Raw genomic sequence first — 24,915 nt, 5'->3', positions numbered from 1 at the left:
ACCCGCGTGCGCGGGCGCCGGTGCCGGATGCGAGACTGGGCGGCATGCCCGTGCTCGAGCCCAACCCCCCGCAGCCGCAGAAGAAGCTCCTGATCGTCTTCGGTCTGATGATGGCCGTGCCCGCCCTCGTCGCCGTGATCGCCGTGATCGGCTCCAAGCTCGGCTGAACCGCCACCCCGAGGCCCGGGGTAGGGACATCCCCACCTCCCCTAGGGGGCCAGGGTCAGGGTCGAGTGGGTGGCCCACCGGATGGGACCGCGAGCCGTGCTTCCGTAGCGTCGTGGTGCAAGGTCGAAGACCGCTCCGGCACCCCGGCTGATCCACGGAGGCGTCCCGTGTCCACGCAGGCTGTTCCTTCGCGCACCCCGCGATCCCGCATCGCCCGCCCGGCGGTCGGGCGCGGCGCGCAGACGCGCCTGCCGTGGTGGGCGCTCGCCCTGCCCGCACTCGCCTTCGCCGCGCTGCTCGCGCTGGTCGCGGGCCCGGCGGCCGCGGACGCCTCGGCGGCGGAACCCGTGGGACGGATCCTGCACGCCATCGGCGAAGGGCTCCCCGGACTCCTCCAGCACCTGCTGTGACCTTCCCGCGGCGAACCGTGATCCGTCCCGCAGCACGCGCCTGGCGGCCGGATTTCTGGAAAGCTGAGTGGCATGAGCGCAGTTGCATCGCCCCGCCGGATCGTCCTGCTCCGGCACGCCAAAGCCGACTGGCCTGACGTCCCCGACCACGAGCGCCCGCTGGCGGAACGCGGACGCAAGGAGGCCCCCGTCGCCGGTCGCAGGCTCGCCGAGCTGGGGATCACGTTCGATCTGACCCTCTGCTCCTCGGCCGCCCGCACCCGCGAGACGTGGAAGCTCGCCGCCCACGAACTCCCGCACCGCCCCCGCACCGTCTACGAGGAGCGGCTCTACGACGCCACCCTCGGCGACCTGCTCGCCCTGCTCAACGAGACCCCCGACGACATCGACGACCTGCTGCTCGTCGGCCACAACCCGGTCATCCACGCCCTCGCCGACGCCCTCGCCGGGGAGAGCGACGGGGACGCCCTGGCGCGCATGAACCGCACGGGCTTCCCGACGGCGGCCATCGCCGTGATCACCTTCTCCGGCCCGTGGAAGACGGTGGAGCACGGCGTCGGCCGCCTGGTCGACTTCTGGTCGCCGCACGACTGAGCCGCGGCCCGGCCGGCCCCGCCGATGCGGCGAGGACGGCGGCGACGGCGCGGACCGCACGGACGGCGGCGGACAGCGCGAGGGCCCCGGAGCGGATGCTCCGGGGCCCTCGCCTTCCGTCCCGGCCGGGACCGTCAGGCCCCGGCGCCGCCGTCCCCGGCGTCGGCCGCCTCGACCTCCTCGCGCGTGATGCCCAGCAGGTAGAGCACCGTGTCGAGGAACGGCACGTTGACCGCCGCGTCCGCCGCCCGCCGGACCACCGGCTTGGCGTTGAAGGCGACCCCGAGGCCCGCCGCGTTCAGCATGTCCAGGTCGTTGGCACCGTCCCCGATGGCGACGGTCTGGCTCAGCGGCACCCCGGCCTCCGCCGCGAAGCGGCGCAGCAGCCGCGCCTTGCCGGCCCGGTCCACGATCTCGCCGGTCACCCGGCCGGTGAGCTTGCCGTCCACGATCTCCAGGGTGTTGGCGGCGGCGAAGTCCAGCCCCAGCCGCTCCTTGAGATCGTCGGTGACCTGTGTGAAGCCCCCGGAGACCACACCCACCTGGTAGCCCAGCCGCTTGAGCGTGCGGATCAGCGTGCGGGCGCCGGCCGTCAGCCGCACCTCCTGGCGGACCTTGTCCACCACGGACTCGTCCAGCCCCTTCAGCAGCGCGACCCGGGCGTGCAGCGACTGCTCGAAGTCCAGCTCGCCGCGCATCGCCGCGGCCGTCACCTCGGCGACCTGGTCCTCGCAGCCCGCGTGCGCCGCGAAGAGCTCGATCACCTCGTCCTGGATCACGGTGGAGTCCACGTCCATGACCACCAGGCGCTGCGCCCGGCGGTGCAGGCCCGCCGACACCACGGCCACGTCCACCCCCCGCTCGTGCGCCTCCAGGGCGAGTGCCGGGCGCAGTGTGTCGGTGGCGACACCGGACACGGCGAACTCCACGGCCGTCACCGGGTACTTCGCGAGCCGGAAGATACGGTCGATGTTGCCGCCGGCACCGGTGATCCTGGCCGCTATGGCCGCCGTCGACTCCGCGGTCAGCGGATGCCCCAGCACCGTCACATGGGAGCGGCCCTCGCCGCGCGGCCGGTTGTCGCCCGTACCGGAGATGATCTCGGCCTGCAGGCGTACCGACTCGGCCCAGGTGTGCACCGTCGCGCGCAGCTCGCCCTCCACGGTGCGGCCCGCGGGGGCGGTCACCAGGGCGCAGAGCACGATGCGTCCCCGGGTGACGACCTGCTCGATGTCGATGACGTTCACCTGGAAGCCGGCCAGCGTCTCGAAGAGCCCGGCGGTGATCCCCGGCCGGTCCTTTCCGAAGATCTTGACCAGCAGCGTCGGCACATTGGCGGCGGTGGCAGCGGTCGCCTGCGATGCGTCGTTCATGGTGTCTCCACCGTATCGGGCACCGGCCCCGGCACGGACATGTGTTCCGCCTGGCGGACAGCGCCCGTGGTCAGCGGCGCCCGCCGGGCGCGCCGGGCGGTGGCGGGCCCTCCCACGGCGGGCCTGGCGGACCCGGCGGGCCCGACGGAGGCCCGGGCGGCGGGGGCAGTGGCGCCCCGGCCACCGTGCGCGCGGAATGCGGCGCCTGGCCGGGCGAAGGCTCCCGGTAGGGATTGGGCCCCGTGTCCGGCGGTCCGTAGCCGGGGCTGGGGATGTACGGGCCCGGCTGGTAGGCGATGCCCGGATACGTACGGGAGGCGCTCTCCCCGGCCGCCGCCTCGGCCGCACGTCCCAGCGCGTACGGCGACACCCGGCGCCCGGCCGTGCCCGTCGCCAGCGCCAGCAGCGCCCCCGCGCCGCCCGCGACCGCGCCCCAGGCCCCGCCCAGCAGCAGCGCCAGGGGAAGGCTGCCGTGCAGATCGACGCCGGCGCCCACCGCGTCGAAGCCGAAGACCGAGATGCCCGCGTTCACCGAGACCCCGGTCAGCCACACCAGCAGCGGGAAGGCGATCGCCGTCACCATGCCGAGCCGAACCGCGCAGCGCCTCGCGTAACCGGTCCGGGTCGATCCCCACAGCGGGGTGCGGGCCGCCGCCAGGGTGCCCGCCGCCAGCATCATCAGCGCCGCGGCGACGGTCAGCAGCCACACCCGCTGGTCGTACTCGGCCAGCCGGGCGGGCGTCACCGGCTCCTCGACGCTCGTCGACAGCAGCCGGTCCAGCGGATCCGGCAGCACCTTCGCGAGCTCCCCGGTGGCGGTGCCCCGCCAGGACACGAACAGCCCGAGCGGCACCGCCAGCCACACCCCGTTGGGCGCTCCCAGCAGGGCCGCCCCGGCGATCCGGCCCGGCTCGTCGCCCGTCACGGCCGCGTACCCGGCCGCGGCGCACCCCGCGGCCACGGCCAGCAGCAGTACCCAGCGCAGCGCCGAGGCGGCCGGCCGGACGACCCGGTGCAGCCCCTCCAGGGCCGGCGGCAGCGGAGTGCGGCGCGAGGTGAGCAGCGCCAGCAGCAGGACCACCACCACCCACAGCAGCCCGCCCAGCAGGGAGCGGCCGACGGCCACGTGGAAGCTCACCGAGGCCTTGGCGTCGATCAGATCCCGCAGCCCATCGCCGAGCCCGCCGCCGAGGTCGCCGAGGCCCGGCAACCCGTCCGTCAGGCCCCCGCCGCCGTCCGCGCCCAGACCGGCGCCGTCGATGGCGATGGTGTCCTCCCCGGACCACGCCAGCGCGCCGAGCAGCGCCACGAAGAGCACCACCACCGCCCCCGCCCGGGCCGCGAGTTCACCCCCCGGCACGGTCAACCCCGCCCCGCGCAGGGACCGCAGGAACACCCAGGCCAGCAGCAGCGCCCCCACCAGGCCCACACCCAGCGGCATGACGTCCAGCCGGCCCTCACCGCCCGCCCCGCCCAGCCCGAACACGGCGACGTCACCGGAGGGGACGACCTTGCCGCCCACCGCCATCGCCACCACCGCCGCCGTCATCGGCCCCAGCGAGCCCGCGGTGTCCGCGCCGAGCAGATGCAGGCCGAGCGCGGCGGCGCCGACCATCCCCAGGTACGCCCAGCTCACCGCGGCGACGGCGGAGAGCAGCGCACCGCCCCAGGGGATCCGGCGCCCGGGGCGCGCGGGCGCGGTCGATGGTGTGGAGGTGTACGCGGTCATGCCCGCCCCCGAGGTCTCGCGTCCGAACCGCCTGCGATGCATGGTGCCCCGATCCGTCATGATCCGCACGGTTCATGGGCGGTTACCACTCTCCGGTGGTGTTTCGGCTCCGTCAACGGCTTCCGGGAAGAGGGTTCATATCACTCTTACGTGGAGACTTCCTGACGGGCGGGCGTGCCTGGAATAGTTCCTCCCGATGTTCGCAATCCCTGGACTCCCCCATGGGGGACAAGTCGGGGTACGACTTTGTGGGGCTTGGGGTGCCTGAACTCGTACTCGAAATGAACGGACAGACCTGGGCGCTCGATCCGGCCAGGTCCTACAGCCTCGGCAGGGATCCGCAGTCGGACGTCGTCCTCGACGACGCGCGGGTCTCCTGGCGGCATGCCACCATCCGCCGCGCCGAACGCGGTTGGGTCATCGAGGACCTCGGCAGCACCAACGGAACCTATGTGCAGGGCCAGCGGGTCCACGCCTACGACGTCGCCGCCGGGGCCACCGTCAACCTCGGCAACGCCACCGACGGCCCCCGCCTGAGCTTCAGCGGCGGCGCCGCGGGCGGCGGCGACCTCTACAGCGCCGAGACCGCGCTGGCGCAGCCGCAGCAGGGCCGCCAGTCCGGGCCCGCGGCCCAGGGGTCGCCGAACCCCGTCGCCCCGCCACGCCAGGGCGGCTGGGGGAACGGGTCGACCGGACCATATGTGCCGCAGCCCTCGCAGGCGCCGGAGCCGGACCACCGGCAGCCGCAGGCGCACATCCCTTCTCCGCACGGGCCGTCGGGCGCCTCCGGCGCGCCCCCGGTCTACGGCGACCGCAGCCCGACCACCTTCCACCACCTGGTCCTCGGCCGCGTGATGAAGATCGGTCGCGCCCTGGAGAACGACCTCGTCGTCTCCGACCTCCAGGTCTCCCGCTTCCACGCGGAGTTCCGGGCGCACCCCGACGGCCGCTACGAGATCGTCGACCTCGGCAGCCACAACGGCACCTACGTCAACGGCCAGCCGATACAGCGTCATCTGCTGGGCCCCAACGACATCGTGGGCGTCGGCCACTCCACCTTCCGGCTCGTCGGCGACCAGCTTGAGGAGTTCGTCGACACCGGCGAGATCTCCTTCTCGGCCCGCCGGCTCACCGTCCGCGTGCCGCAGGGCAGCGGCACCAAGACCATCCTCAACGACGTGTCCTTCGGCGTCCCCGAGAAGTCGCTGATCGCCGTCATCGGCCCCTCCGGCTCCGGCAAGTCGACGCTGCTGCGCGCCCTGACCGGCTACCGCCCGGCCGAAGAGGGCGAGGTGCTGTACGACAGCCGCAACCTCTACAAGCAGTTCGCCGAGCTGCGGCAGCGCATCGGCCTCGTCCCGCAGGACGACATCCTGCACAAGGAGCTGACGATCCGCAGAGCCCTGCGCTACGCGGCCAAGCTCCGCTTCCCCGGCGACACCAAGGCCGCCGAGCGCGAGGCCCGGATCGACGAGGTGCTGCGCGAGCTCAAGCTCGACGTCCACGCCGACAAGCGCGTCACCTCGCTCTCCGGAGGCCAGCGCAAGCGTGTCTCCGTCGCCCTGGAGCTGCTGACCAAGCCCTCGCTGATCTTCCTGGACGAGCCCACCTCCGGCCTCGACCCGGGCATGGACCGCGACGTCATGAAGCTGCTGCGCGGCCTCGCCGACGACGGCCGCACCGTGCTCGTCGTGACCCACTCGGTGGCCGAACTCGCCCTGTGCGACAAGCTGCTGGTGATGGCGCCGGGCGGCGCGGTCGCCTACTTCGGCCCGCCCGAGGAGGCACTGAACTTCTTCGGCTACGAAACCTGGGCCGACGTCTTCTCCGCCTTCGAGAGCTACCGCGACTACGACTGGTCCGGTCGCTGGCGCGGCTCCCAGCACTACCAGATCTACGCCGCGGACCTGGACGCGGTCGCCCCGCAGTCCGTAGGCGCGGCCCCGCAGCGGGCCAAGCCGCCCAAGCCGCAGAGCTGGCCGGCGCAGTTCGCCACCCTCGTCCGCCGCTATCTGTCGGTGATCGCCTCCGACCGGGGCTTCATGGCGCTGATGGTGATCCTCCCGGCCGTCCTCGGCCTGGTGAGCGTGGTCATCCCGGCGAAGTTCGGGCTGGCGCCGCCCGACGAGGCGGGCAAGTTCAACACCGACGCCGGCACCATCATGCTGATCATCGCGGTCGGCGCCTGCTTCTCGGGCGCCGCCAACTCGGTGCGCGAGCTGATCAAGGAGCGGGTGATCTACGAACGGGAACGCGCCACCGGCCTGTCCCGCTCCGCGTACCTGTTCTCCAAGGTCTTCGTCCTCGGCCTGATCAGCGCCCTGCAGGGCGTGATCATCTGCGCCATCGGGCTGTCGGTGCGCAAGCTGCCCGAGGAGGGCCTGATCGTCAAGGGCTTCCCGGCCGCGGAGATCACCCTGGTGGTCATCGCGCTGGGCTTCACCTCGATGATGTTCGGCCTGGTCATCTCCTCGCTGGTGAAGACGGCCGAGAAGACCATGCCCCTGCTGGTGATGTTCGCGATCGTCCAGGTCGTCTTCACCGGCGTCCTGTTCCAGATCTTCGGCACCGTCGGCCTGGAGCAGGTGGCCTGGCTGATGCCCTCCCGCTGGGCCGTCGGCGCCGCCGGCGCCACCCTGGACCTCGGACACATCATGCCGCCGTGGGACCCGGCCAAGCCCGACAACCTCGACCCGCTGTGGGAGCACTCGGCGAGCCAGTGGGGCTTCGACATGGCGATCCTGCTCGGCATCGCCCTCGTCTGCGGCATCCTCGTCCTGAGGCTGCTGCGCCGCCACGAGCCGGAGGTCATGCGCAAGTAGCGGCCCCGCGTACGACGACGGAAGGCGGCGGAACCCCGGGCCGGGGAACCGCCGCCTTCCGCATGTCCGTGCCGCTCGCCGCGGCCGCCGGCTCAGTACCAGTGGTTGGCCTGCCAGAACGCCCAGGCGCCGCAAGGGCTGCCGTAGCGCTCGTTCATGTAGCCCAGACCCCACTTGATCTGCGTGGCCGGGTTGGTGCGCCAGTCGGCGCCCGCGGAGGCCATCTTGGAGCCCGGCAGCGCCTGGACCAGGCCGTACGCGCCGGAGGAGGGGTTGACCGCGTACGGGTTCCAGGTGCTCTCGTGCATCACGATGTTGGCGAAGCACTGGAACTGGGCCGCGTCGCCGATGATCTGCTGCGCCATCTGCTGCGGGGTGCCGGAGGGGGCCGCCGGAGCCGCCGGGGCCTTGGGGGCGGCCGCGCGCGGAGCCGGACGCGAGGTCTCGTGCCGCTGCTGCGGGACCAGGGCCTTGCGCTCGCGGCTGCGGTTCGCCGCCTGCTGCTCCTCATGCCGCACACGGGCCTGCTGCGCGACGTGGGCGGCGCGGCGCTTGCGCGCCGCGGCCCGCTGCTCGCGCTCCTCCGCCTGCCGGCCGCGCTCCGCCGCCTCGCGCTTGCGCTCCACGGCCTGCTGGGCGGCATGGGCGGCGTGCTGCTTCGCCGCGGCGGACCGCGCCTGCCCGGCGGCGGCCTCCTGCGCGTTGCCGGACGCCTGCGCCGTCCCGCTGGTCCCGGCCACACCGGTGATGGCCAGGACGCCCACACCGGCCGCGGCGATGCCGGCGGCGGAGTACCTGTGGGTCTTGGCCAGACGGTCGAGCTTCGGGATCGTCGGGAGCTGCATGGGGGAGTGACCTCTTCCATTCGGCTGCGCCCCACTCCGCCCTCGGGCAAGGAGAAGCGCCGCGTGTCGAACGCGGCGCGGAGCGACCCGAGCATTCTTAGCCGCGGGAAATTCCCCGACCAAACCCACCCATTACTACCCGAAGTCGTAGTGGCCGGACCGGCCGGGCACGGCACACGCCGTACATCCGGCCACTCCGGCCGTCCCACCGCCTACTAGGCGCCTTCGTACGTGATGTACGCCCTGTGCCCCGCCTCACAGGCCCGTGGCGCACCGCGGCCACGCGACCACACGCCGTGCGCCGGGGAGGCCCTCAGGGCAGGAGCAGGTTCACGTCGCCGAACTCGTGCCAGAGGTAACCCGCCCCCACGGCACCGTCGTAGACCCGCTCCAGCAGCGCCCGGCCCGCCACCGCCTCCAGCATCAGCACGTGCGACGCCGCCGGGTCGTGCAGCCCGGTGAGGAGGCCGTCCACGACCCGCACGCCCCGCTCCGGCGTGACCACCAGGTCGGTCCAGCCGCCCGCCGCCGCGACCCGGCCCCGCGGATCCGCCGCCGACTCCAGGGCGCGCACCGCCGTCGTCCCCACCGCCACCACCCGCCCGCCGCCCGCCCGGGCGGCGTTCACCAGCCAGGCGGTGCTCTCCGGCACCGAGAAGCGCTCCGGGTACGGAGGCTCGTGCGCCTCGCCCGAGGACACCCCGGTGTGCAGCACCACCGGCGCGACCTGCACCCCCCGGCTCACCAGAGCCGCGACCATCCCGGCCGTGAAGGGGCGCGCCGCGCTCGGCATCTCCGCCGAGCCGAGCCCGTCCGCCGACGGCACGGAGAACACCGTCCGATAGGCCGCGAGCGGCTGGTCCCGCTCGGTGTACGCGTACCGGATCGGCCGCCCGTACCGGTGGAGGAAGGCCATCGCGTCCGCCGCCGACGCCCGCGCCACCCACAGCCGCTCCCCGCAGGGGCTCAGCGGCTCCTGCAGCAGCAGCCGCTCACCCCCCGGCAGCGCCACCGCCACCCCGGCCGGGCCCCCGGCCCGGGGCCGGGTGGTGCCCCGCCCGTCCGGCGTCCGCAGCTCCACCACCCAGCGCCCGTCGTCCAGCAGCCCCGAGAAGTGCACCACCACCGCGGACTCCCCGAGCGCGCCGTCCACCGCCGCCGGCAGCGTCCGCGAGGTGTTCACCACGAGCACGTCCCCGGCCCGCAGCAGCCCCGGCAGCTCCCCGAAGGCGTGGTGCGCGACCTCCCCCGCGGCCCGCCTCCCCACCAGCAGGCGCACCCCGTCCCGGCCCGCCGTCAGGCCGCCGCGCTGCTCCACCGGGACCCGCGCCGCCAGCTCCTCCGGGACGCTCAGCGCACCCAGCGCGGTCACCGCCGGGCCTCCAGCAGCGCGGGCGCCGCGTAGCGGCCACTGGCCGCACCCTCGTCGAGCAGCCCCAGCACGGCCGGCACCACGGACTCGGGGGAGGGGCGCGCGTCCCCGTCCGGGTCGTCGGGCACGGCCGCGTCGTACATCGCCGTCCGCATGTCGCCCGGGTCCAGCCACCACACCCGCAGCTCCGGCTCCTCCACCGCCAGGACCGCCGACAGCCGCTCGAGCGCCGCCTTGCTCGCGCCGTACCCTCCCCACGCGGGGTACGCCTCGACGGCCGCGTCCGAGCTGATGTTGAGCACCGTGCCGCGCCGCTTGCGCAGCAGCGGCAGCCCCTCCTGTACCAGTCCCAGCGCGGCCACCACATTGGTCTCCAGCGCCGCCCGCAGCCCCTCCAGCGGTTGCCCGGACAGCGGCCGCAGCGGCTCGGCGCCCAGCGCGCCGGCATTGTTCACCAGCAGGTCGAGACCGCCGAACTCCCACGCCGCCGACACCAGCTCCACCCGGTGCCGCGGGTCGGCGACGTCCCCCGGCAGCGCGGCCACCCGCGTCCGGACCGCCAGTTCCGCCCCCGCCCGCTCCAGCGCCTCGGCCGACCGGGCGTCGATCACCAGGTCCCAGCCCCGCTCCGCGAGCGCCCCGGCGAGGGCCCGGCCCAGACCCCGCGACGCCCCCGTGATGATTGCCACCGGCATGACATGTCCTCCCACCGGCCGCCCGGCCCGCTGCCCGGCGGATGCCCCCACCGTAGGAACGGTCCCCGCGCCGGCACGTCGGCCGCCCGCAGCACCGGCACCGGGGATTTCGGCCTAGGTCCACGGACCCGGGGCGCTCGGCCACGCGGCCGATCCCGTCCGCCGCACCCCGCCGGTACGGTGATCCCATGTCCAGCCGATCGTCCCGACGCGGCATCGAGGCGGTGAGCGCGGCCGTCCTCGCGATGAGCCGGCACCAGGAGGTGCGCGAGGTCCTGCAGACCATCGTCACGTCCGCCCGCGAACTGCTCGACGCCGAGTACGCGGCGCTGGGTGTGCCCGACGACCATGGCGGCTTCGCCCAGTTCGTCGTCGACGGCGTCAGCGACGACCAGTGGAAGGCGATCGGCCCGCTGCCGCGGCAGCACGGCGTCCTCGCGGCGATGCTGCACGAGGCCACCCCGCAGCGCCTGGCCGATGTGAAGGAGGACCCCCGCTTCGGCGGGTGGCCCTCCGCCCACCCGGACATGGCCGACTTCCTCGGCATGCCGGTGGTCGACGGCGACGAGATCCTCGGCGCCCTCTTCCTCGCCAACAAGCGCTGCGCCCCCCGCCCGCCGGACGGCGGATGCGCCTTCACCGAGGAGGACGAGGAGCTGCTGCGCACCCTGGCCGCGCACGCCGCGATCGCCCTCACCAACGCCCGCCTGTACGAGCGCAGCCGCGAGCTGACGCTCGCCGGGGAACGGGCGCGGATCGCCCACGAGTTGCACGACGCCGTCTCGCAGAAGCTCTTCTCGCTCCGGCTGACCGCCCAGGCCGCCTCCGCCCTGGTGGACCGCGATCCGGCCCGCGCCCGCGAGGAGTTGAAGCAGGTCGCGGCGCTCGCCGCAGAGGCCGCCGACGAACTGCGCGCCGTCGTCGTGGAGTTGCGTCCGGCCGCGCTGGACGAGGACGGCCTGCTGGCCACCCTGCGTACCCAGGTCGACGTCCTGGACCGGGCGCATTCGGCACGGGTCTCCTTCGGCCACCGCCATGTCCGTGCGCTGCCCGCAGCCCAGGAGGAGGCGGTGCTCCGGGTCGCCCAGGAGGCGCTCCACAACGCGCTGCGCCACGCGGACGCCGCGTCGGTGGCGGTGCTCCTGGAGGGCCGGGGCCGGGGAGCCGTGCTCACGGTGACCGACGACGGACGGGGCTTCGACCCGTCCGCGGTGCGCCGTGCCGGCCGCCACCTGGGCCTGGTCTCCATGCGGGACCGGGCCGACGGCGTGGGCGGCTGTCTGACGGTGGACTCGGCGCCCGGCAGGGGCACCGTGATCGAGATGGAGGTGCCCGGTGGCTGACGGCCCCATTCGCGTCCTGCTGGTCGACGACCACCAGGTGGTCCGCCGCGGCCTGCGGACCTTCCTCGAAGTGCAGCCCGACATCGAGGTGGTGGGCGAGGCCGGCGACGGCGAGGAGGGCGTGCTGCGCGCCGGGGAACTCGAACCCGACGTCATCCTGATGGACGTCCGCATGCCCGGCGTCGACGGCATCGAGGCGCTGCGCCGGCTGCGCGACAACGGCAGCAAGGCCCGGGTCCTGGTCGTCACCAGCTTCACCGAACGGCGCACCGTCGTGCCGGCGCTGCGCGCGGGCGCGGCCGGCTACGTCTACAAGGACGTGGACCCGGACGCGCTGGCCGGCGCCATCCGCTCGGTGCACGCGGGGCACGTGCTGCTGCAGGCGGAGGTCGCCGACGCGCTGCTCTCCCAGGAGGACAGCGCACCCGGGCAGGGCCGCGGCGGCACCCTCACCGACCGCGAGCGCGAGGTGCTCTCGCTGATTGCCGAGGGCCGCTCCAACCGGGAGATCGCCCGCGCCCTGGTGCTGTCGGAGAAGACCGTCAAGACCCATGTGTCGAACATCCTGATGAAGCTGGACCTCTCCGACCGCACCCAGGCCGCCCTGTGGGCGGTGCGCCACGGCATCGGCGGCTGATCCGACGCACGTGAGGGTCGTCCGACGCCATGAAAGCCGGGGCGTGTAGCGGTAGGACAAGCGGATCGTCTCCGTCCAGGCTGAGATTCATACCGTCGGGTGTATGTCGCCCGGATGGCGCAACCTGGCCGTGCGTGGACCGTTCTCCATGGCGTGCTGCGGCGCCTGCCGCGGTACCCATGCAAGGAGGGTCAAGAACGTGAAGAACCTGCACAAGGCCGCCGCCGTCGCCATGGTCGCCGGAAGCCTCGCCATGGTCGGCGCGGGTGCCGCCTCCGCCCACACCGGTGGTGCCCAGGCCCACGGTGGCGCGAAGAACAGCCCCGGTGTGGTCTCCGGCAACGTGATCCAGGTGCCGGTGCACGTTCCGGTGAACGTCTGCGGCAACACCATCAGCGTCATCGGTCTGCTCAACCCGGCCATCGGGAACGTCTGCGTCAACCGCTGACCCAGGACGTCACCCCCACGGCCCGGCCGTGACCACCGGCCCCGGAGCGTTCCGCCGCCCCGGGGCCGGTCCTTTTGCGCGGTACGCGGCACCCGCCGCCACGACACGCGGATTCCGCCGTACGGAGGTTTCCGGTGGTCTCCCCGTGTCACCGCCCCGGGGTTCGCGTTCCTCACAGTGCGGTCCTCGAACCGGGCCGTGTCATCACAGTGAGGAACAGCTTCATGAACAGCGCCAAGAAGGCCGCCCTGATCATCGCCGCCGCCGGTGCGGCCGCCGCCGGTTCGGCCGGTACCGCGCTCGCCGAGTCCCACGCGGGTGCCGTGGCCGCCGGCTCGCCCGGTGTGCTCTCCGGCAACGTGATCCAGGTTCCGGTGAACATCCCGGTCAACCTCTGCGGCAACACCATCAACGGTCTTGCCCTGCTGAACCCCGCGATCGGCAACGTCTGCTTCAACCGCTGACGCGCCCGGAAGGCCCCGCGGACGGTCTCGTCCACGGGGCCTTCCTCCGTCCGGGCGCCGGGCTCAGCCGCGGCGCCGCTCCGACTCCTCGACGTACGCGTTGTACGCCGCCACCTGCGCCCGCCGCGCCGTGCGTTCCACCGGCCGCAGCAGCTCCGCCCGCGCCGCGATCTCCGAGGCGCTGACCGCCGCCCCGTGCTCGGCCCGGGCGCCGGTCGCGATCCCTACCAGCGCGCCCACCCGCTGCGCCAGTTCGAGCACCCGCACCGCGCGCGGCGGATACCCCGGCGCCAGCACCTCACGGCCCCGCGCCGCACGCGCCCGGTACGCCTCGAGCGCCGCCTGGGTCGCGGGTCCCGCGCCGGCGACGTCCAGCCGGGCCAGGGCCTCCGTGGCGTCCCGCAGCGCCTCCGCGAGCTCCCGTTCCGCCTCGCCCAGCGAGGGCACGTCCGCCGGCGGGGCGTCCCGCACCTCCAGGCACTGCCACTCCACCGTCACGTGCACATCGCCCTGCGGCCCGGCCTCCGTCACCTCCGGCACCAGACCGAGCGCGGGGCCGCCGACCGCGATCACCGCCTCGCCCGCCGCCAGCGCCCGCGCGTTGAACTCGGGCGGACCGCTCAGCCCGAGCGGGTGCCCGGGTACGGGGAGCGCGATCCGCAGACCGGTGACCCCGAGCGCGCGCAGCCGCCCCAGGCCCAGGGTCAGGCCCACCGGGCCGTCCTCCCCGGGCAGCCCGGAGATCCGGTGGACCGAATCGTCGGCGAGTACTTCCTGGGCGGCGTCATCCGGTGCGGCAAGTCCGGCAATCAGGGCATTCCCCCAAGCCGCCAGCCGTCCTGAGCGAGGTTCGTCGAGCATCCCCCCAGCCTAAGGACTGGGGCAGGTCGGGCGTGGCGTAGATTTCCTGGGGGCGGCGCCTACAGGTGCTCGCGACAGCAGACGTGCGATCGGGAAGTGGGAGACAACACGCTCATGAGCGATGTTCTGGAGCTGGTGGACGTATCCGTGGTCCGAGACGGCCGGGCTCTGGTGGACCAGGTCTCCTGGTCGGTCGCCGAGGGCGAGCGCTGGGTGATCCTCGGTCCCAACGGCGCCGGCAAGACGACCTTGCTGAACATCGCCTCGAGCTACCTCTTCCCGACCTCAGGAACCGTCCAGATTCTCGGCGAGAAGATGGGCGGCGTCGACGTCTTCGAACTGCGCCCCCGCATCGGCATCGCGGGCGTCGCCCTGGCCGAGAAGCTGCCGCGCAGCCAGACCGTCCTGGAGACCGTCCTCACCGCCGCCTACGGCATGACGGCGCACTGGCAGGAGAGCTACGAGCAGGTCGACGAGGACCGCGCCCGCGCCTTCCTCGACCGGCTCGGCATGAGCGACTACCTCGACCGCAAGTTCGGCACCCTCTCCGAGGGCGAGCGCAAGCGCACCCTCATCGCGCGCGCCATGATGACCGACCCCGAGCTGCTGCTGCTCGACGAGCCCGCCGCGGGCCTCGACCTGGGCGGCCGCGAGGACCTCGTCCGCCGCCTCGGCCGCCTCGCCCGCGACCCGATCGCCCCCTCCATGGTCATGGTCACCCACCACGTCGAGGAGATCGCCCCCGGCTTCACCCACGTCCTGATGATCCGTCAGGGCAAGGTCGTCGCCGCCGGCCCCATGGAGACCGAACTGAGCTCCCGCAATCTGTCCCTGTGCTTCGGCCTCCCGCTCGTCGTCGAGCGCCGCGGCGACCGCTGGACCGCCAACGGGCTGCCCCTGAAGTAAGGGGCCGCGCCAACTCGCGCCGCAAAGCCTCGGGCAGAGCCGTCGCACCCTGTCACAGATCCACTCCGGAGCCCTACGATGGACGCGTGGACGACTGGTTGTGGTGGCTGATCGCCGCCGTGGGGCTGGGTATTCCGCTTGTGGTGACCGCGATGCCCGAGTTCGGGATGTTCGCGGTCGGAGCCGTCGCGGCCGCCATCGCGGCCGGCCTCGGCCTGGGCATCACGCCGCAGGTGCTGATCTTCGTCATCGTCTCGGTCGCGGGCATCGCCGTCGTACGCCCGCTGGCCAACCGGAGCCGCTCGCAGCGCCCGGAACTGCGCAGTGGCATCGACGCGCTCAAGGGCCGCCAGGCCGTCGTCCTCGAGAGAGTCGACGGGCACGGCGGCCGGATCAAGCTCAACGGCGAGGTCTGGTCGGCCCGCGCCCTCGACGCCGGACGGGCCTTCGAACCCGGCGAGAGCGTGGACGTCGTCGAGATCGAGGGCGCGACGGCCGTCGTGATGTGATCCCGTGCACCCCGCATCCGGAGACGGCACGGGAATTCGCCGAACCCGGCCCGCCTCCGTGCGGGGTCTGCCAGACTTGATCATGTCGTAGTACAGATAGCCACTGGCAATCGGCGTGGGAGTGGACGTGCAGCCGATCATCATCGTCCTGATCATCCTGGTGGTGCTCGTCTTCATCGCGCTCATCAAGACGGTCCAGGTCATTCCGCAGGCAAGCGCCGCGATCGTCGAGCGCTTCGGCCGCTACACCAGGACACTGAGCGCGGGCCTCAACATCGTGGTGCCGTTCATCGACACCATCCGGAACCGCATCGACCTCCGCGAGCAGGTCGTGCCCTTCCCGCCGCAGCCGGTGATCACCCAGGACAACCTGGTCGTCAACATCGACACCGTCATCTACTACCAGGTCACCGACGCGCGGGCCGCCACCTACGAGGTCGCCAGCTACATCCAGGCGATCGAGCAGCTCACCGTCACCACGCTGCGCAACATCATCGGCGGCATGGACCTGGAGCGGACCCTGACCTCCCGCGAGGAGATCAACGCGGCCCTGCGCGGCGTCCTCGACGAGGCCACCGGCAAGTGGGGCATCCGCGTCAACCGCGTCGAGCTCAAGGCCATCGAGCCGCCCACCTCCATCCAGGACTCGATGGAGAAGCAGATGCGCGCCGACCGCGACAAGCGCGCCGCCATCCTCACCGCCGAGGGCATCCGGCAGTCCCAGATCCTCACCGCCGAGGGCGAGAAGCAGTCCGCGATCCTGCGCGCCGAGGGCGAGGCCAAGGCCGCCGCCCTCAAGGCCGAGGGCGAGGCCCAGGCCATCCGCACGGTCTTCGAGTCCATCCACGCCGGCGACCCCGACCAGAAGCTGCTCGCCTACCAGTACCTGCAGATGCTCCCCAAGATCGCCGAGGGCGACTCCAACAAGCTCTGGATCATCCCCAGCGAGCTCAACGACGCCCTCAAGGGCCTCGGCGGCATCGTCAACCTCCCCGGCGCGCCCGGCGGCGGCAACGGCGAGGGCGGCACCCGCAGGGAGACCCCGCGGCTCGACAAGGACTGAGTCGCGCGGCGGCCGCCGCAAACGCGTATGACATGATCCGTGCGCTCCGGCTCCCCCCGGCCCCGACGGCGGGGAGGAGCCGCACCGATCATGGAGACGCCTATGACCCTCTGGGAAGCCCTGGCCGTGTTCGCGGCCGGAATCGGGGCCGGCACGATCAACACCGTCGTCGGCTCCGGCACGCTCATCACCTTCCCCGTCCTGCTCGCCGTCGGCCTGCCGCCCGTCACCGCGAACGTGTCCAACACCCTCGGCCTCGTCCCCGGCTCCCTCAGCGGCGCCATCGGCTACCGGCGCGAACTCGCCGGACAACGCGACCGCCTGCTGCGGCTCGGCGCCGCCGCCCTCGTCGGCGGACTCACCGGGGCCGTCCTGCTGCTGGCGCTGCCCTCGCAGGCCTTCGACACGATCGTGCCGGTCCTCATCGCGGTCGCCCTCGTCCTCGTCGTCGTCCAGCCCCGGCTCTCCCGCGCACTCCAGACCCGCCGGGCCGGCAACGGCACGCACGCCCCCGAGCACGGCGGCCCGCTCCTCCTCGGCGGCCTCCTCCTCGCCAGCATGTACGGCGGCTACTTCGGCGCCGCCCAGGGAGTCATCTACCTCTCCCTGATGGGCGTCCTCCTCGAGGAGTCCTGGCAGCGGATCAACGCCGTGAAGAACGTCCTCGCGCTGGTCGTCAACGCGGTCGCCGCGGTCTTCTTCCTCTTCGTCGCCGACTTCGACTGGGCCGCCGTGGGCCTCATCGCCGCGGGAGCCGCGCTCGGCGGCGTGCTCGGCGCCCGCATCGGCCGCCGCCTGCCGCCCACCGCCCTGCGCGGCGTCATCGTCGTCGTGGGCCTCGTGGCGATCGCCCAGCTACTCCTGAAGTAGCCGGGCGACCGCCTCGGGGCTCAGGACTCAGGCCGGCAGCGCGAGCCACCCCGGAACGCCCTCACGGTCCTTCAGACCCAGGGCCAGCAGCAGCGAGTCCGCCGGGGTCGGCTCGAACGGCTGTGTCAGCAACCGCATCCCCGCCTGCTCCGGCGTACGGTCCGCCTTGTGGTGGTTGTCCTCGGCGCACGACGCCACGGTGTTCAGCCAGGTGTCCCCGCCACCACGCGACCGCGGCACCACGTGGTCCACGGTCGTCGCCCTCCGGCCGCAGTACGCGCACCGGTGCCGGTCCCGGACCAGCACACCCCGCCGCGACCACGGGGCCCGTTGTCGGAAGGGCACCCTCACGTACCGGCAGAGCCTGATCACCTGCGGCACCGGCACCTCCACCGCCGCCGCGCGGATCCGCAGCCCGGGATGAGCCTGCTCGACCACTGCCTTGTCCTGCATGACCAGCACCACCGCACGCCGCAGCGACACAGTCGACAGCGGCTCGAAGGTCGCGTTCAGCACCAGCGTCTCACGCACGTCGCCCACCCCTCGGGTCCATCCCCGCCCCGCGGCGAGGTGGCTCCACTGTGACCGGGCGATACCCGCGCGGACAACGCAATTTCCGCACGTCAAAGCGAACAGGGGGAAAAGCGGGAGGAAACGCCGGACCCGGGCCGCCGGCCACCCCGGGCGCCCGCCCCGCAGGGCTCGAGGCGCCCGGAGGGCGGCGATCGGCGTGGACGCCCGGGCGCATGACCGGGCTCCGGCGGACGGCAGGCAGGTCGCGCGGCGAGAGCCGCACAGCGCAACGCCCCGCCGCCCCCGCCACTGCGGTGCCGACCCCCGGTGACGGTCAGGCCACCAGGCAGACACCACAGTGCGATGCGGGAGCGCCGGGGCGCAACGGAATTTGGGACCCCGGCCCACGGCCGGGGCGGTACGGCTACGCCGGGTTCTCGTACTCGCCGATCAGGTTCGCCCGCGCGATCGCGTGGAACCGCAGGTTGAAGCCGACGACGGCGGGGGACACGTCCCCGTCCGGCCCCAGCTTCTCCTGGTCCACCGCGTAGACGGTGAACACATACCGGTGCGGGCCGTCCCCGGGCGGCGGCGCGGCACCGCCGAAGTCCTTGCTCCCGTAGTCGTTGCGCACGTGCACCGCGCCCTCGGGCAGCCCCTTGAAGCCGTCACTGCCGGCCCCCGCGGGCAACTCCGTCACCGACACCGGGATGTCGAAGAGCACCCAGTGCCAGAAACCGCTGCCCGTGGGCGCGTCCGGGTCGTAGCACGTGACGGCGAAGCTCCCGGTCCCCTCGGGGAAGCCCTCCCACCGCAGGTGCGGCGAGACGTTCCCCTCCGCGTAGACCTGGGCGCCCTTCAGCGTGCCGCCGGGCTCGATGTCGTCGCTCACCACCGTGAACGACGGCACCTCGGGATGGAAATCGTGGGGGAGCGGCCGCCGCTTCTGCTCGGTCACCTCGGTACCTCCTGCTGATCGCGAAACGCCCTTCCGCCCGCCGATCCTAGAACCAGTTGCGCTTGCCGCCGACCTCGGCCAGCCACTGGTTGAGGTAACCCGCCCAGTCGGTCGCGTGGAAGTTGTTCAGGTCCACGGTGAAGGAGCGGAAGGCGTCGCTGCCCTCGCTGAACAGGCCCGGCTTCTTGTCCATCTCCAGGATGACGTCCATCTCGTGGCCGTCGGCGACGAAGCTCAGCTCCACCTGGTTCAGCCCGCGGTACTGCTGCGGCGCGAAGAACTCGATCTCCTGGTAGAACGGCAGCCGCTGCCGCGTGCCGCGGATGTGGCCGCGCTCCAGGTCGGCGTTCTTGAAGCCGAAGCCCAGCTGGCCGAACGCGTCGAGGATCGCCTGCTGCGCCGGCACCGGGTGCACGTTGATCGGGTCGAGGTCACCGGAGTCCACCGCGCGGGCGATCGCCAGCTCCGTGGTCACCCCGATGTTCATGCCCGTCAGATGACGGCCCAGGAAGGTCGTGATCGGGGTCTCCCACGGGATCTCCAGCCCGAACGGCACCACGTGCACCGCACCCGGCTGCACCTCGAAGGCCCCGCCCAGCTGCTGCCGGTGGAACTCGACGTCCTGCTTGTACTCGGCGTCCTGCCCCTCGACCTCGACGCGGGCCTGCAGGCCCACCGACAGCCCCTCGATCTGCTGCGGCACCGACCCGCCCTGGATCCGCACCTCGCCCTGGACGACACCGCCCGGGACCACATTCGGCTCGTTGAGCACCGTCTCGACCGACGCGCCACCGGCGCCCAAGCTCGCAAGCAGCTTCTTGAAGCCCACGATGTCCCTCTCCCTTTGCTGGCGGTTGCCTCGGTCAGTACGAACGCGGCCCCACCACGAACGGTTCCATTACTCTCGTACCGCATGATCCCCCCTCCCGAAAGCACCCCGCTCCCCAGGTCCTTCTTCGACCGGCCGGTGCTGGAGGTGGCTCCCGACCTCCTGGGGCGAACCCTCGTACGCAGGACGGAGGACGGCCCCGTCGCGCTCCGCCTGACCGAGGTCGAGGCCTACGCCGGTCCCCTCGACCCCGCCTCCCACGCCTACCGGGGACGCACCGACCGCAACGCCGTGATGTTCGGCCCGCCCGGCCACGCCTACGTGTACTTCACATATGGCATGTCAAGGCGGTCAGCATGAACGTGGTGGATCTTGCTCACCCCGCTGAAGAAGTCGCGCCCAAGCTGCTCGGTGCCGTCCTCACTCATGAGACGCCTGAGGGAACCGTGAGCATCGCCATCACGGAGACCGAGGCGTATTCCGGTTCGGCTGACCCCGCCTCGCACGCCTACCGGGGCAGGACACCGCGGAACGCCGTCATGTTCGGACCCGCGGGGCACCTGTACGTCTACCGGTCTCACGGTCTCCACTGGTGCGCCAACATCGTCACCGGGGCAGACGGCATCGCTACGGCTGTCCTCATCCGGGCAGGCAGGGTCATCGAAGGGGAAGACCTGGCCCGCGAGCGGCGAGGGGGCAAGGTCGAGAGTCCACGTCTCGCGCGGGGTCCGGGGAACTTCTGCCAAGCGCTCGGCATCACGGCAGAGCACAACGGCACAGACCTACTGACAGGAGCCTCGGTCGCGCTGTCCGAGGGCGAGCCAGTACCCGCCGCACTCATCCGGGTCGGTCCTCGGGTAGGTGTGAGCAAAGCCCACGACTGGCAGCACCGCTTCTATCTCGCCGGTGATCCAACGGTCTCGGCGTACCGACTGAGCCCGAGAGCCAAGCCGTCCGCCGGAGCCTGAGCCGCTGTGCGCCTTGCTGACGGTCCGCCGGTGAGTAGGTGTGGAGTTTGGCCAGGCGATGCGTGATCGTTCGCGAGCGCGGCCCGTGACGCGTCCCTGGCCGGTCGAGCGACTGTTGGCGTGCGCCGATTCGCAGGCTCCGCCGGTAGTGATGTCGTACTCCGCTTCTATGCTCCTGCGATGACGTCTTACGAAGGAATGCATCCCACCGTTCTCGTCCGGGTCGGCAACCTCCAGGCCCAGATCGACGAGCAGCTCGCACCAGCTATCCAGGCGATCTGGGAGTGTGGCATCGACACGTTCACCTGCTGCCAGGACCTGGCCGAGAGCAACGCGGACTGGCCGGTGAAGTTGCCGCACATGGCGGAGTGGGTGGAGTCCCGCCGCGGTTGGATGCTCATCGACTTCCCGGTGGACAGCGGACTCACCTTCCTTTCAGCCGTCGCAAATGCCGGACCGAGAGACGCCTTCTACGTGCGGATGACCCACTGGGCCGCCCCCGACGCCTGGGACGTGAAGATCAAGCCGATGGACGCGGCGATGTTTCAGGGGGACCAGCCGTCGGACTTCGGCCTGCGCCTCTTGCAGGTCAGCTTCCCTGCCTACGATCTGCCGGAACTGACCCGGCGACTCCGCGAACACGCCGCAGGCCGTACGGTGCCGCCTGCCCCCGCTGACTGGAGCACTGTGGGTCGCTAGCCACTGGCCGGGTCGCTCTGGAAGCGGGCCTTGGCTGAACAGAGTCGCACCACAGGGAGGGCTCCCGGGGCTCTGAGTGGTGTCCGTGCTTTTCTCGCCGGGTGTGACGACGGGCCCCGCCCGACTCTTGTCAGACAGGGCCCGTGCTCACTTCGCGCGGATAGCCTGCTCGGCCCTCCGCGATCGGAACTCAGGGGTTCCGGAATGTGATCCGGCAGTGCTCGCCCTTGAAGGACCGGACCCCTCGGCCGCGCGGCATCAGTTCGACTCGCTCGCAGACCTGCATGACGACGGTCCGCACGTAGTCGATGCGGTCAGGGTCCTCGTAGTCCAGCTCCTCCCACAGGTACTCGACGTCGCCCAGGTCGACGCGCACCCGATTCGATGCCAGGTCTGCCAGCTCTGTGCGGATCCTGGTCAGGTCGGCGTCACACCTGCTGATGCCCGTCCGCAGGGTCGACGCGTCGATGTCCCCCACGGCGAACATCTCCGCCAGGGCGGTGCGCCTCTCGGAGGCGGCCATCTCCTCGGCCAGCAGCTCGGCCTCTCGCTCCTCGTCCGCGGCATCCGTGGCCGGTGCCGCGTTCCACTCCTCGGCCCTGTCGATGACCTTCCTGACCACGAAGGAGTCGAGCGGGTCCGCGGGGCAGGTGATGCACCGGCCACCCGAGCAGGTGTAGATGCGGTACCGCTCTCCTGCCGCGTTCTTCTTACTCCACCCTTGAGTGACGACGGCCTGACACTGCGAGCAGCGGACCACGCCGGACAGCAGGGCCTTGCGCTTGCCGCCGCCTCCCGTGTTGCGCTCGGGGTCGCTCAGGTAGCGGACCAGCGCACGGAATATGCCCTCGGAGACGATCGCCTCCCAGTTGCCCGCGCCGGTCTCCTCGGTCCGCCGCACGCGCGTCCCGTCCGGCTTCTCGACCCACTGCGAGTACGTCTGGATTCCCGCGTTCCTCGGCTTCAAGAGGACCATCCGCAGGTTCGAGCTGCGCCACTCCTTGCCGTGCGGCGAGAGCAGTCCCCGCGTGTTCCAGTCCTTCGCGATGGACCAGAGGGTGACGCCGGTCAGGACATCCCGGTACGCCTGCCGCAGGGCTTCCGCCTCTGCTTCCCGGTGCCTGCCGTCCCGCTCGAAGCCGAAGGGGCGCGTACTCCAGAAGGGCCTCCCCGACTCCCTGCGCCGTTGGTGTCCGAGTACCTGACGCTCTACTCGCATCTCGGTCTCGTTGCGAGCCACCACAGCGCCGATACGAGCAGCGAGACGCCCGGACGGGGTGGACAAGTCGAGCACTCCGTGCGCCTGTGCGGCGGCCAGCGTGACGCCGGTCGCCTCGGCCAGGTCCACCAGATCCTCAAGGCCCCAGGGGGTGCGGTACATACGGTCGTAGTGGCGGGACACGATGGCGTCCGCCTTGCCATCCTCCACCAGAGCCTTGACGCGCTCCCACTCCGCGCTCCGCTTGGTTCCCCGCTTTGTCGAAGCCGACGTGTCCTTCTCGACGATCGTGGCTACGACCGACCAGCCCTTCCGGTCGCACAGCGCCTGACTCAGCTCGACCTGTTGTGTCAGGTTCCCACCCTTGGAATCCTCGCCCCTCGGGGTGGGGCTGAGCCTGGCGTAGATGATCGCTCGCACTGCCTGTCTCCTGCTTGTCGTCGCTTTGCCGATGCTGCCGAACGACGTACATGCCTAGTGAGTTACCTACGGCATGTGGCACTGCATGAACATCGTGCGGCCCCGAGGGCAACCCCAGCGGGATCCTGCTGCGCGGCGGCGACATCATCGAGGGCGCCGACCTCGCCCGGCAGCGGCGCGTCACCTCAAGGCGACCCCACGACCTCGCCCAGGGACCCGCCCGCCTGGCCACCGCCCTCGACATCGACCGCGATCTCGACGGCGCCGACGTCTGCCCCGACGACCCGGCCGCCTCCCCCTTCCGGGTCCTCACCGGCACCCCGCCGGACCCCGGCGCCGTCCGCACCGGCCCACGTACCGGCGTCGGCGGCGACGGCGCCGCGCACCCCTGGCGCTTCTGGATCGACGGAGACCCCACCGTCAGCCCCTACCGCGCCCACACACCGCGCCGCCGGGGCCCCGGGCGCGCAAAAGGAGTCGAGCGGAACGCGTAGTCTCGGGAAGACTCCGTACGAACGGGTACGAGGCACCGACCGACACTAGGAGACACGAGAACCGTGACGGACATCGTCGACGAGCTGCGGTGGCGAGGGCTGATCGCCGTTTCCACCGACGAGGACGCACTGCGCAAGGCGTTCGCGGACGGCCCGGTCACGGTCTATTGCGGCTTCGACCCGACCGCGCCCAGCCTCCACCTCGGCAACCTGGTGCAGATCCTCACCATCCGCCGGCTCCAGCTCGCCGGCAACCGGCCGCTCGCCCTCGTCGGCGGCGCCACCGGTCTGATCGGTGACCCCAAGCCCACCGCCGAGCGGACACTGAACGACGCCGACGTCGTCGCCGGCTGGGTCGAGCGGATCCGCGCCCAGATCGAGCCCTTCCTCTCCTTCGAGGGCCCGAACGCCGCCGTGATGGTCAACAACCTCGACTGGACCTCCGGCCTGTCGGCCATCGAGTTCCTGCGCGACGTGGGCAAGTACTTCCGGGTCAACAAGATGATCGCCAAGGAGGCCGTCGCCCGCCGGCTCAACTCCGAGGCGGGCATCAGCTACACCGAGTTCAGCTACCAGATCCTCCAGGGCATGGACTTCCTGGAGCTCCACCGCCGGTACGGCTGCACCATGCAGACCGGCGGCAGCGACCAGTGGGGCAACCTGACGGCCGGCATCGACCTGATCGGGCGCGTCGAGGGCACCTCCGTGCACGCCCTCGCCACCCCGCTCATCACCAAGGCCGACGGCACGAAGTTCGGCAAGACGGAGTCCGGCACGGTCTGGCTCGACCCCGAGATGACCACGCCTTACGCCTTCTACCAGTTCTGGCTGAACGCAGACGACCGCGACGTGTCCAAGTTCCTGCGCATCTTCAGCTTCAGGTCGCAGGCGGAGATCGAGGAGCTGGAGCGGCTCACCGAGGAGCGCCCCCAGGCCCGCGCGGCCCAGCGCGCCCTCGCCGAGGAGCTCACCACCCTCGTCCACGGCGCCGATCAGTGCGCCGCGGTGATCGCCGCTTCCAAGGCGCTTTTCGGCCAGGGCGAACTCGCCGACCTCGACGAGCGGACCCTCGCCGCGGCGCTCGGCGAGCTGCCGCACGCGAAGGTGGCCGAACTGGCCTCGGTCGCCGACCTCTTCGCCGAGGTCGGCCTCGTGGCCAGCAAGTCCGCGGCCCGCCGCACCATCAAGGAGGGCGGCGCGTACGTGAACAACGTCAAGATCGGCGACGAGGACGCGGCCCCCGCGCCCGCCGATCTGCTGCACGGCCGCTGGCTGGTGCTGCGCCGCGGCAAGAAGAGCCTGGCGGCGGTCGAGGTCGCCGGCGGCTGACGTCGGCTGGATTTCCACGTTTGAGCGGCGGCGGAGCTTGACTCCGCCGCCGCACGTGCGTAACGTAGCCCGAGCCGCTTGAGACGGTGCGCCCGGTTCGTCCGGATCCTCCGATCGGCGGTCACTCACCACGACGACTCCACCCCGAAGATTCGGGTGTACTTCCGTGCGCCTCGAATTCTCTCGGCGTGGAATCGCACGGAGAGTGGGGGATGAATTCGCGAGACGCGAAGGAATCCGCTAACGTAGTGAATGTCGCCGAGGCGGAAACGCCGAAAGTGAAACCCCCTCCAGAGGGTGGCAGAGAAGGAAATCGGATCTGCTAAGCTGGAGACAACGAAGGGAAAGCCCGGAGGGGCCGGTGAAACGGTCTCGAA

25 protein-coding genes and 2 pseudogenes are annotated in these 24,915 nt (G+C 72.0%); 17 read left to right on the top strand and 10 right to left on the bottom strand.

Translation table 11 applies throughout. The annotated features are described in order from the left end of the window. Nucleotides 1-44: 44 nt before the first annotated feature. The 3 genes from AB0F62_RS11915 (at nt 45) to AB0F62_RS11905 (ending at nt 1,172) form a co-directional block, all read left to right on the top strand. The gene (locus tag AB0F62_RS11915) at nt 45-167 is read left to right on the top strand and encodes an SGM_5486 family transporter-associated protein (protein WP_361795805.1); all 123 of its coding nucleotides are present in this window, start codon (nt 45-47) and stop codon (nt 165-167) included. A 210-nt stretch (nt 168-377) separates the two neighbouring features. After that, nucleotides 378-578 carry a hypothetical protein gene (locus AB0F62_RS11910; protein WP_361796101.1) on the top strand — a complete coding sequence of 67 codons (201 nt, stop codon included), beginning with the start codon at nt 378-380 and terminating at the stop codon, nt 576-578. 72 nt (nt 579-650) lie between these two features. Next, complete coding sequence (locus tag AB0F62_RS11905) at nt 651-1,172, top strand: histidine phosphatase family protein (protein ID WP_361795802.1); 522 nt, start codon at nt 651-653, stop codon at nt 1,170-1,172. Between the two features lie 134 nt (nt 1,173-1,306). Here the strand turns inward: AB0F62_RS11905 and serB are convergent, their stop codons facing one another. Beyond that, on the bottom strand, nt 1,307-2,545 hold the full coding sequence (gene serB, locus AB0F62_RS11900; RefSeq protein ID WP_361795799.1) for a phosphoserine phosphatase SerB: 1,239 nt from the start codon (nt 2,543-2,545) through the stop codon (nt 1,307-1,309). Between the two features lie 70 nt (nt 2,546-2,615). Further along, nucleotides 2,616-4,274 (bottom strand): streptophobe family protein, encoded by a 1,659-nt coding sequence (locus AB0F62_RS11895; RefSeq protein ID WP_361796098.1) that lies wholly within the window; start codon nt 4,272-4,274, stop codon nt 2,616-2,618. A 281-nt stretch (nt 4,275-4,555) separates the two neighbouring features. On the opposite strand from AB0F62_RS11895, the gene AB0F62_RS11890 reads away from it, so the two are divergent. Beyond that, nucleotides 4,556-7,096: an FHA domain-containing protein gene (locus AB0F62_RS11890; RefSeq protein ID WP_361795796.1), complete on the top strand. Its 2,541-nt coding sequence runs from the start codon at nt 4,556-4,558 to the stop codon at nt 7,094-7,096. A gap of 92 nt (nt 7,097-7,188) precedes the next feature. On the opposite strand, the gene AB0F62_RS11885 is transcribed toward AB0F62_RS11890, so the two are convergent. The 3 genes from AB0F62_RS11885 to AB0F62_RS11875 form a co-directional block, all read right to left on the bottom strand. Further along, nucleotides 7,189-7,941, bottom strand: coding sequence for a transglycosylase SLT domain-containing protein (locus AB0F62_RS11885; RefSeq protein ID WP_361795793.1), 753 nt, complete (start codon nt 7,939-7,941; stop codon nt 7,189-7,191). Nucleotides 7,942-8,254: 313 nt separating this feature from the next. Beyond that, nucleotides 8,255-9,313, bottom strand: coding sequence for an S-adenosylmethionine:tRNA ribosyltransferase-isomerase (locus tag AB0F62_RS11880; RefSeq protein ID WP_361795790.1), 1,059 nt, complete (start codon nt 9,311-9,313; stop codon nt 8,255-8,257). Beyond that, complete coding sequence (locus AB0F62_RS11875) at nt 9,310-10,008, bottom strand: SDR family oxidoreductase (protein WP_361795787.1); 699 nt, start codon at nt 10,006-10,008, stop codon at nt 9,310-9,312. The genes AB0F62_RS11880 and AB0F62_RS11875 overlap by 4 nt, the downstream gene beginning before the upstream one ends. A gap of 188 nt (nt 10,009-10,196) precedes the next feature. Between AB0F62_RS11875 and AB0F62_RS11870 the strand changes: the two genes are divergently transcribed. The 4 genes from AB0F62_RS11870 (at nt 10,197) to AB0F62_RS11855 (ending at nt 12,900) form a co-directional block, all read left to right on the top strand. Next, nucleotides 10,197-11,351, top strand: a complete 1,155-nt coding sequence (locus tag AB0F62_RS11870) for a GAF domain-containing sensor histidine kinase (RefSeq protein WP_361795784.1) — start codon at nt 10,197-10,199, stop codon at nt 11,349-11,351. Then, nucleotides 11,344-11,988 carry a response regulator transcription factor gene (locus AB0F62_RS11865; protein ID WP_361795781.1) on the top strand — a complete coding sequence of 215 codons (645 nt, stop codon included), beginning with the start codon at nt 11,344-11,346 and terminating at the stop codon, nt 11,986-11,988. The genes AB0F62_RS11870 and AB0F62_RS11865 overlap by 8 nt, the downstream gene beginning before the upstream one ends. A 199-nt stretch (nt 11,989-12,187) precedes the next feature. Beyond that, nucleotides 12,188-12,436, top strand: coding sequence for a chaplin (locus AB0F62_RS11860; RefSeq protein ID WP_361795778.1), 249 nt, complete (start codon nt 12,188-12,190; stop codon nt 12,434-12,436). A 224-nt stretch (nt 12,437-12,660) separates the two neighbouring features. After that, nucleotides 12,661-12,900 (top strand): chaplin, encoded by a 240-nt coding sequence (locus tag AB0F62_RS11855; RefSeq protein WP_361795775.1) that lies wholly within the window; start codon nt 12,661-12,663, stop codon nt 12,898-12,900. A 63-nt stretch (nt 12,901-12,963) separates the two neighbouring features. On the opposite strand, the gene AB0F62_RS11850 is transcribed toward AB0F62_RS11855, so the two are convergent. After that, complete coding sequence (locus tag AB0F62_RS11850; RefSeq protein ID WP_361795772.1) at nt 12,964-13,761, bottom strand: hypothetical protein; 798 nt, start codon at nt 13,759-13,761, stop codon at nt 12,964-12,966. A gap of 114 nt (nt 13,762-13,875) precedes the next feature. Between AB0F62_RS11850 and AB0F62_RS11845 the strand changes: the two genes are divergently transcribed. The 4 genes from AB0F62_RS11845 (at nt 13,876) to AB0F62_RS11830 (ending at nt 17,109) form a co-directional block, all read left to right on the top strand. Further along, nucleotides 13,876-14,667: an ABC transporter ATP-binding protein gene (locus tag AB0F62_RS11845; RefSeq protein ID WP_326577174.1), complete on the top strand. Its 792-nt coding sequence runs from the start codon at nt 13,876-13,878 to the stop codon at nt 14,665-14,667. A 98-nt stretch (nt 14,668-14,765) separates the two neighbouring features. Further along, complete coding sequence (locus tag AB0F62_RS11840; RefSeq protein ID WP_361796095.1) at nt 14,766-15,176, top strand: NfeD family protein; 411 nt, start codon at nt 14,766-14,768, stop codon at nt 15,174-15,176. A gap of 127 nt (nt 15,177-15,303) precedes the next feature. Continuing rightward, the gene (locus AB0F62_RS11835) at nt 15,304-16,239 is read left to right on the top strand and encodes an SPFH domain-containing protein (protein ID WP_361795769.1); all 936 of its coding nucleotides are present in this window, start codon (nt 15,304-15,306) and stop codon (nt 16,237-16,239) included. Nucleotides 16,240-16,341: 102 nt separating this feature from the next. Continuing rightward, nucleotides 16,342-17,109, top strand: a complete 768-nt coding sequence (locus AB0F62_RS11830; protein ID WP_361795766.1) for a sulfite exporter TauE/SafE family protein — start codon at nt 16,342-16,344, stop codon at nt 17,107-17,109. A 27-nt stretch (nt 17,110-17,136) separates the two neighbouring features. Here the strand turns inward: AB0F62_RS11830 and AB0F62_RS11825 are convergent, their stop codons facing one another. From AB0F62_RS11825 to AB0F62_RS11815, 3 genes are all read right to left on the bottom strand, one after another. Next, on the bottom strand, nt 17,137-17,640 hold the full coding sequence (locus AB0F62_RS11825) for an HNH endonuclease (protein ID WP_361795763.1): 504 nt from the start codon (nt 17,638-17,640) through the stop codon (nt 17,137-17,139). Nucleotides 17,641-18,046: 406 nt separating this feature from the next. After that, nucleotides 18,047-18,580 carry a YbhB/YbcL family Raf kinase inhibitor-like protein gene (locus tag AB0F62_RS11820; protein WP_361795760.1) on the bottom strand — a complete coding sequence of 178 codons (534 nt, stop codon included), beginning with the start codon at nt 18,578-18,580 and terminating at the stop codon, nt 18,047-18,049. Nucleotides 18,581-18,626: 46 nt separating this feature from the next. Further along, a complete protein-coding gene (locus AB0F62_RS11815) occupies nt 18,627-19,409 on the bottom strand; it encodes a sporulation protein (protein ID WP_361795757.1) in 783 nt (260 codons plus the stop codon). An 84-nt stretch (nt 19,410-19,493) separates the two neighbouring features. Between AB0F62_RS11815 and AB0F62_RS11810 the strand changes: the two are divergent. The 3 genes and pseudogenes from AB0F62_RS11810 to AB0F62_RS11800 all read left to right on the top strand — a co-directional run. After that, nucleotides 19,494-19,751: pseudogene (locus AB0F62_RS11810) on the top strand (DNA-3-methyladenine glycosylase); the annotation flags it as partial. A gap of 14 nt (nt 19,752-19,765) precedes the next feature. Beyond that, nucleotides 19,766-20,377: a DNA-3-methyladenine glycosylase gene (locus AB0F62_RS11805; protein WP_361795754.1), complete on the top strand. Its 612-nt coding sequence runs from the start codon at nt 19,766-19,768 to the stop codon at nt 20,375-20,377. A gap of 180 nt (nt 20,378-20,557) precedes the next feature. Continuing rightward, nucleotides 20,558-21,076 (top strand): hypothetical protein, encoded by a 519-nt coding sequence (locus tag AB0F62_RS11800; RefSeq protein WP_361795751.1) that lies wholly within the window; start codon nt 20,558-20,560, stop codon nt 21,074-21,076. Between the two features lie 190 nt (nt 21,077-21,266). Here AB0F62_RS11800 and AB0F62_RS11795 read toward each other — a convergent pair whose 3' ends face one another. Then, nucleotides 21,267-22,715: a recombinase family protein gene (locus AB0F62_RS11795; RefSeq protein ID WP_361795748.1), complete on the bottom strand. Its 1,449-nt coding sequence runs from the start codon at nt 22,713-22,715 to the stop codon at nt 21,267-21,269. A gap of 64 nt (nt 22,716-22,779) precedes the next feature. Between AB0F62_RS11795 and AB0F62_RS11790 the strand changes: the two are divergent. Together AB0F62_RS11790 and tyrS are read left to right on the top strand one after the other, a co-directional pair. Continuing rightward, nucleotides 22,780-23,209 (top strand): annotated as a pseudogene (locus AB0F62_RS11790) (DNA-3-methyladenine glycosylase); the annotation flags it as partial. 63 nt (nt 23,210-23,272) lie between these two features. Next, complete coding sequence (gene tyrS / locus AB0F62_RS11785; RefSeq protein ID WP_361795745.1) at nt 23,273-24,538, top strand: tyrosine--tRNA ligase; 1,266 nt, start codon at nt 23,273-23,275, stop codon at nt 24,536-24,538. Nucleotides 24,539-24,915: the final 377 nt, after the last annotated feature.

Origin of the sequence: Streptomyces sp. NPDC026673, assembly GCF_040638135.1 — a bacterium.
Lineage (GTDB): Bacteria > Actinomycetota > Actinomycetes > Streptomycetales > Streptomycetaceae > Actinacidiphila.
The sequence above is the reverse complement of the archived record's forward strand: the minus strand, read 5'-3'. Positions and strand labels throughout refer to the sequence as shown.

What these genes read in the sequence shown, in the direction of transcription:
- AB0F62_RS11805 (WP_361795754.1), top strand. Translation starts at nt 19,766, where the DNA reads ATGAACGTGGTGGATCTTGCTCACCCCGCTGAAGAAGTCGCGCCCAAG.
- AB0F62_RS11870 (WP_361795784.1), top strand. Translation starts at nt 10,197, where the DNA reads ATGTCCAGCCGATCGTCCCGACGCGGCATCGAGGCGGTGAGCGCGGCC.
- AB0F62_RS11850 (WP_361795772.1), bottom strand. Translation starts at nt 13,761, where the DNA reads ATGCTCGACGAACCTCGCTCAGGACGGCTGGCGGCTTGGGGGAATGCC.
- serB (WP_361795799.1), bottom strand. Translation starts at nt 2,545, where the DNA reads ATGAACGACGCATCGCAGGCGACCGCTGCCACCGCCGCCAATGTGCCG.
- AB0F62_RS11915 (WP_361795805.1), top strand. Translation starts at nt 45, where the DNA reads ATGCCCGTGCTCGAGCCCAACCCCCCGCAGCCGCAGAAGAAGCTCCTG.
- AB0F62_RS11830 (WP_361795766.1), top strand. Translation starts at nt 16,342, where the DNA reads ATGACCCTCTGGGAAGCCCTGGCCGTGTTCGCGGCCGGAATCGGGGCC.
- AB0F62_RS11905 (WP_361795802.1), top strand. Translation starts at nt 651, where the DNA reads ATGAGCGCAGTTGCATCGCCCCGCCGGATCGTCCTGCTCCGGCACGCC.
- AB0F62_RS11890 (WP_361795796.1), top strand. Translation starts at nt 4,556, where the DNA reads ATGAACGGACAGACCTGGGCGCTCGATCCGGCCAGGTCCTACAGCCTC.
- AB0F62_RS11800 (WP_361795751.1), top strand. Translation starts at nt 20,558, where the DNA reads ATGACGTCTTACGAAGGAATGCATCCCACCGTTCTCGTCCGGGTCGGC.
- AB0F62_RS11855 (WP_361795775.1), top strand. Translation starts at nt 12,661, where the DNA reads ATGAACAGCGCCAAGAAGGCCGCCCTGATCATCGCCGCCGCCGGTGCG.
- AB0F62_RS11875 (WP_361795787.1), bottom strand. Translation starts at nt 10,008, where the DNA reads ATGCCGGTGGCAATCATCACGGGGGCGTCGCGGGGTCTGGGCCGGGCC.
- AB0F62_RS11845 (WP_326577174.1), top strand. Translation starts at nt 13,876, where the DNA reads ATGAGCGATGTTCTGGAGCTGGTGGACGTATCCGTGGTCCGAGACGGC.
- AB0F62_RS11895 (WP_361796098.1), bottom strand. Translation starts at nt 4,274, where the DNA reads ATGACCGCGTACACCTCCACACCATCGACCGCGCCCGCGCGCCCCGGG.
- AB0F62_RS11885 (WP_361795793.1), bottom strand. Translation starts at nt 7,941, where the DNA reads ATGCAGCTCCCGACGATCCCGAAGCTCGACCGTCTGGCCAAGACCCAC.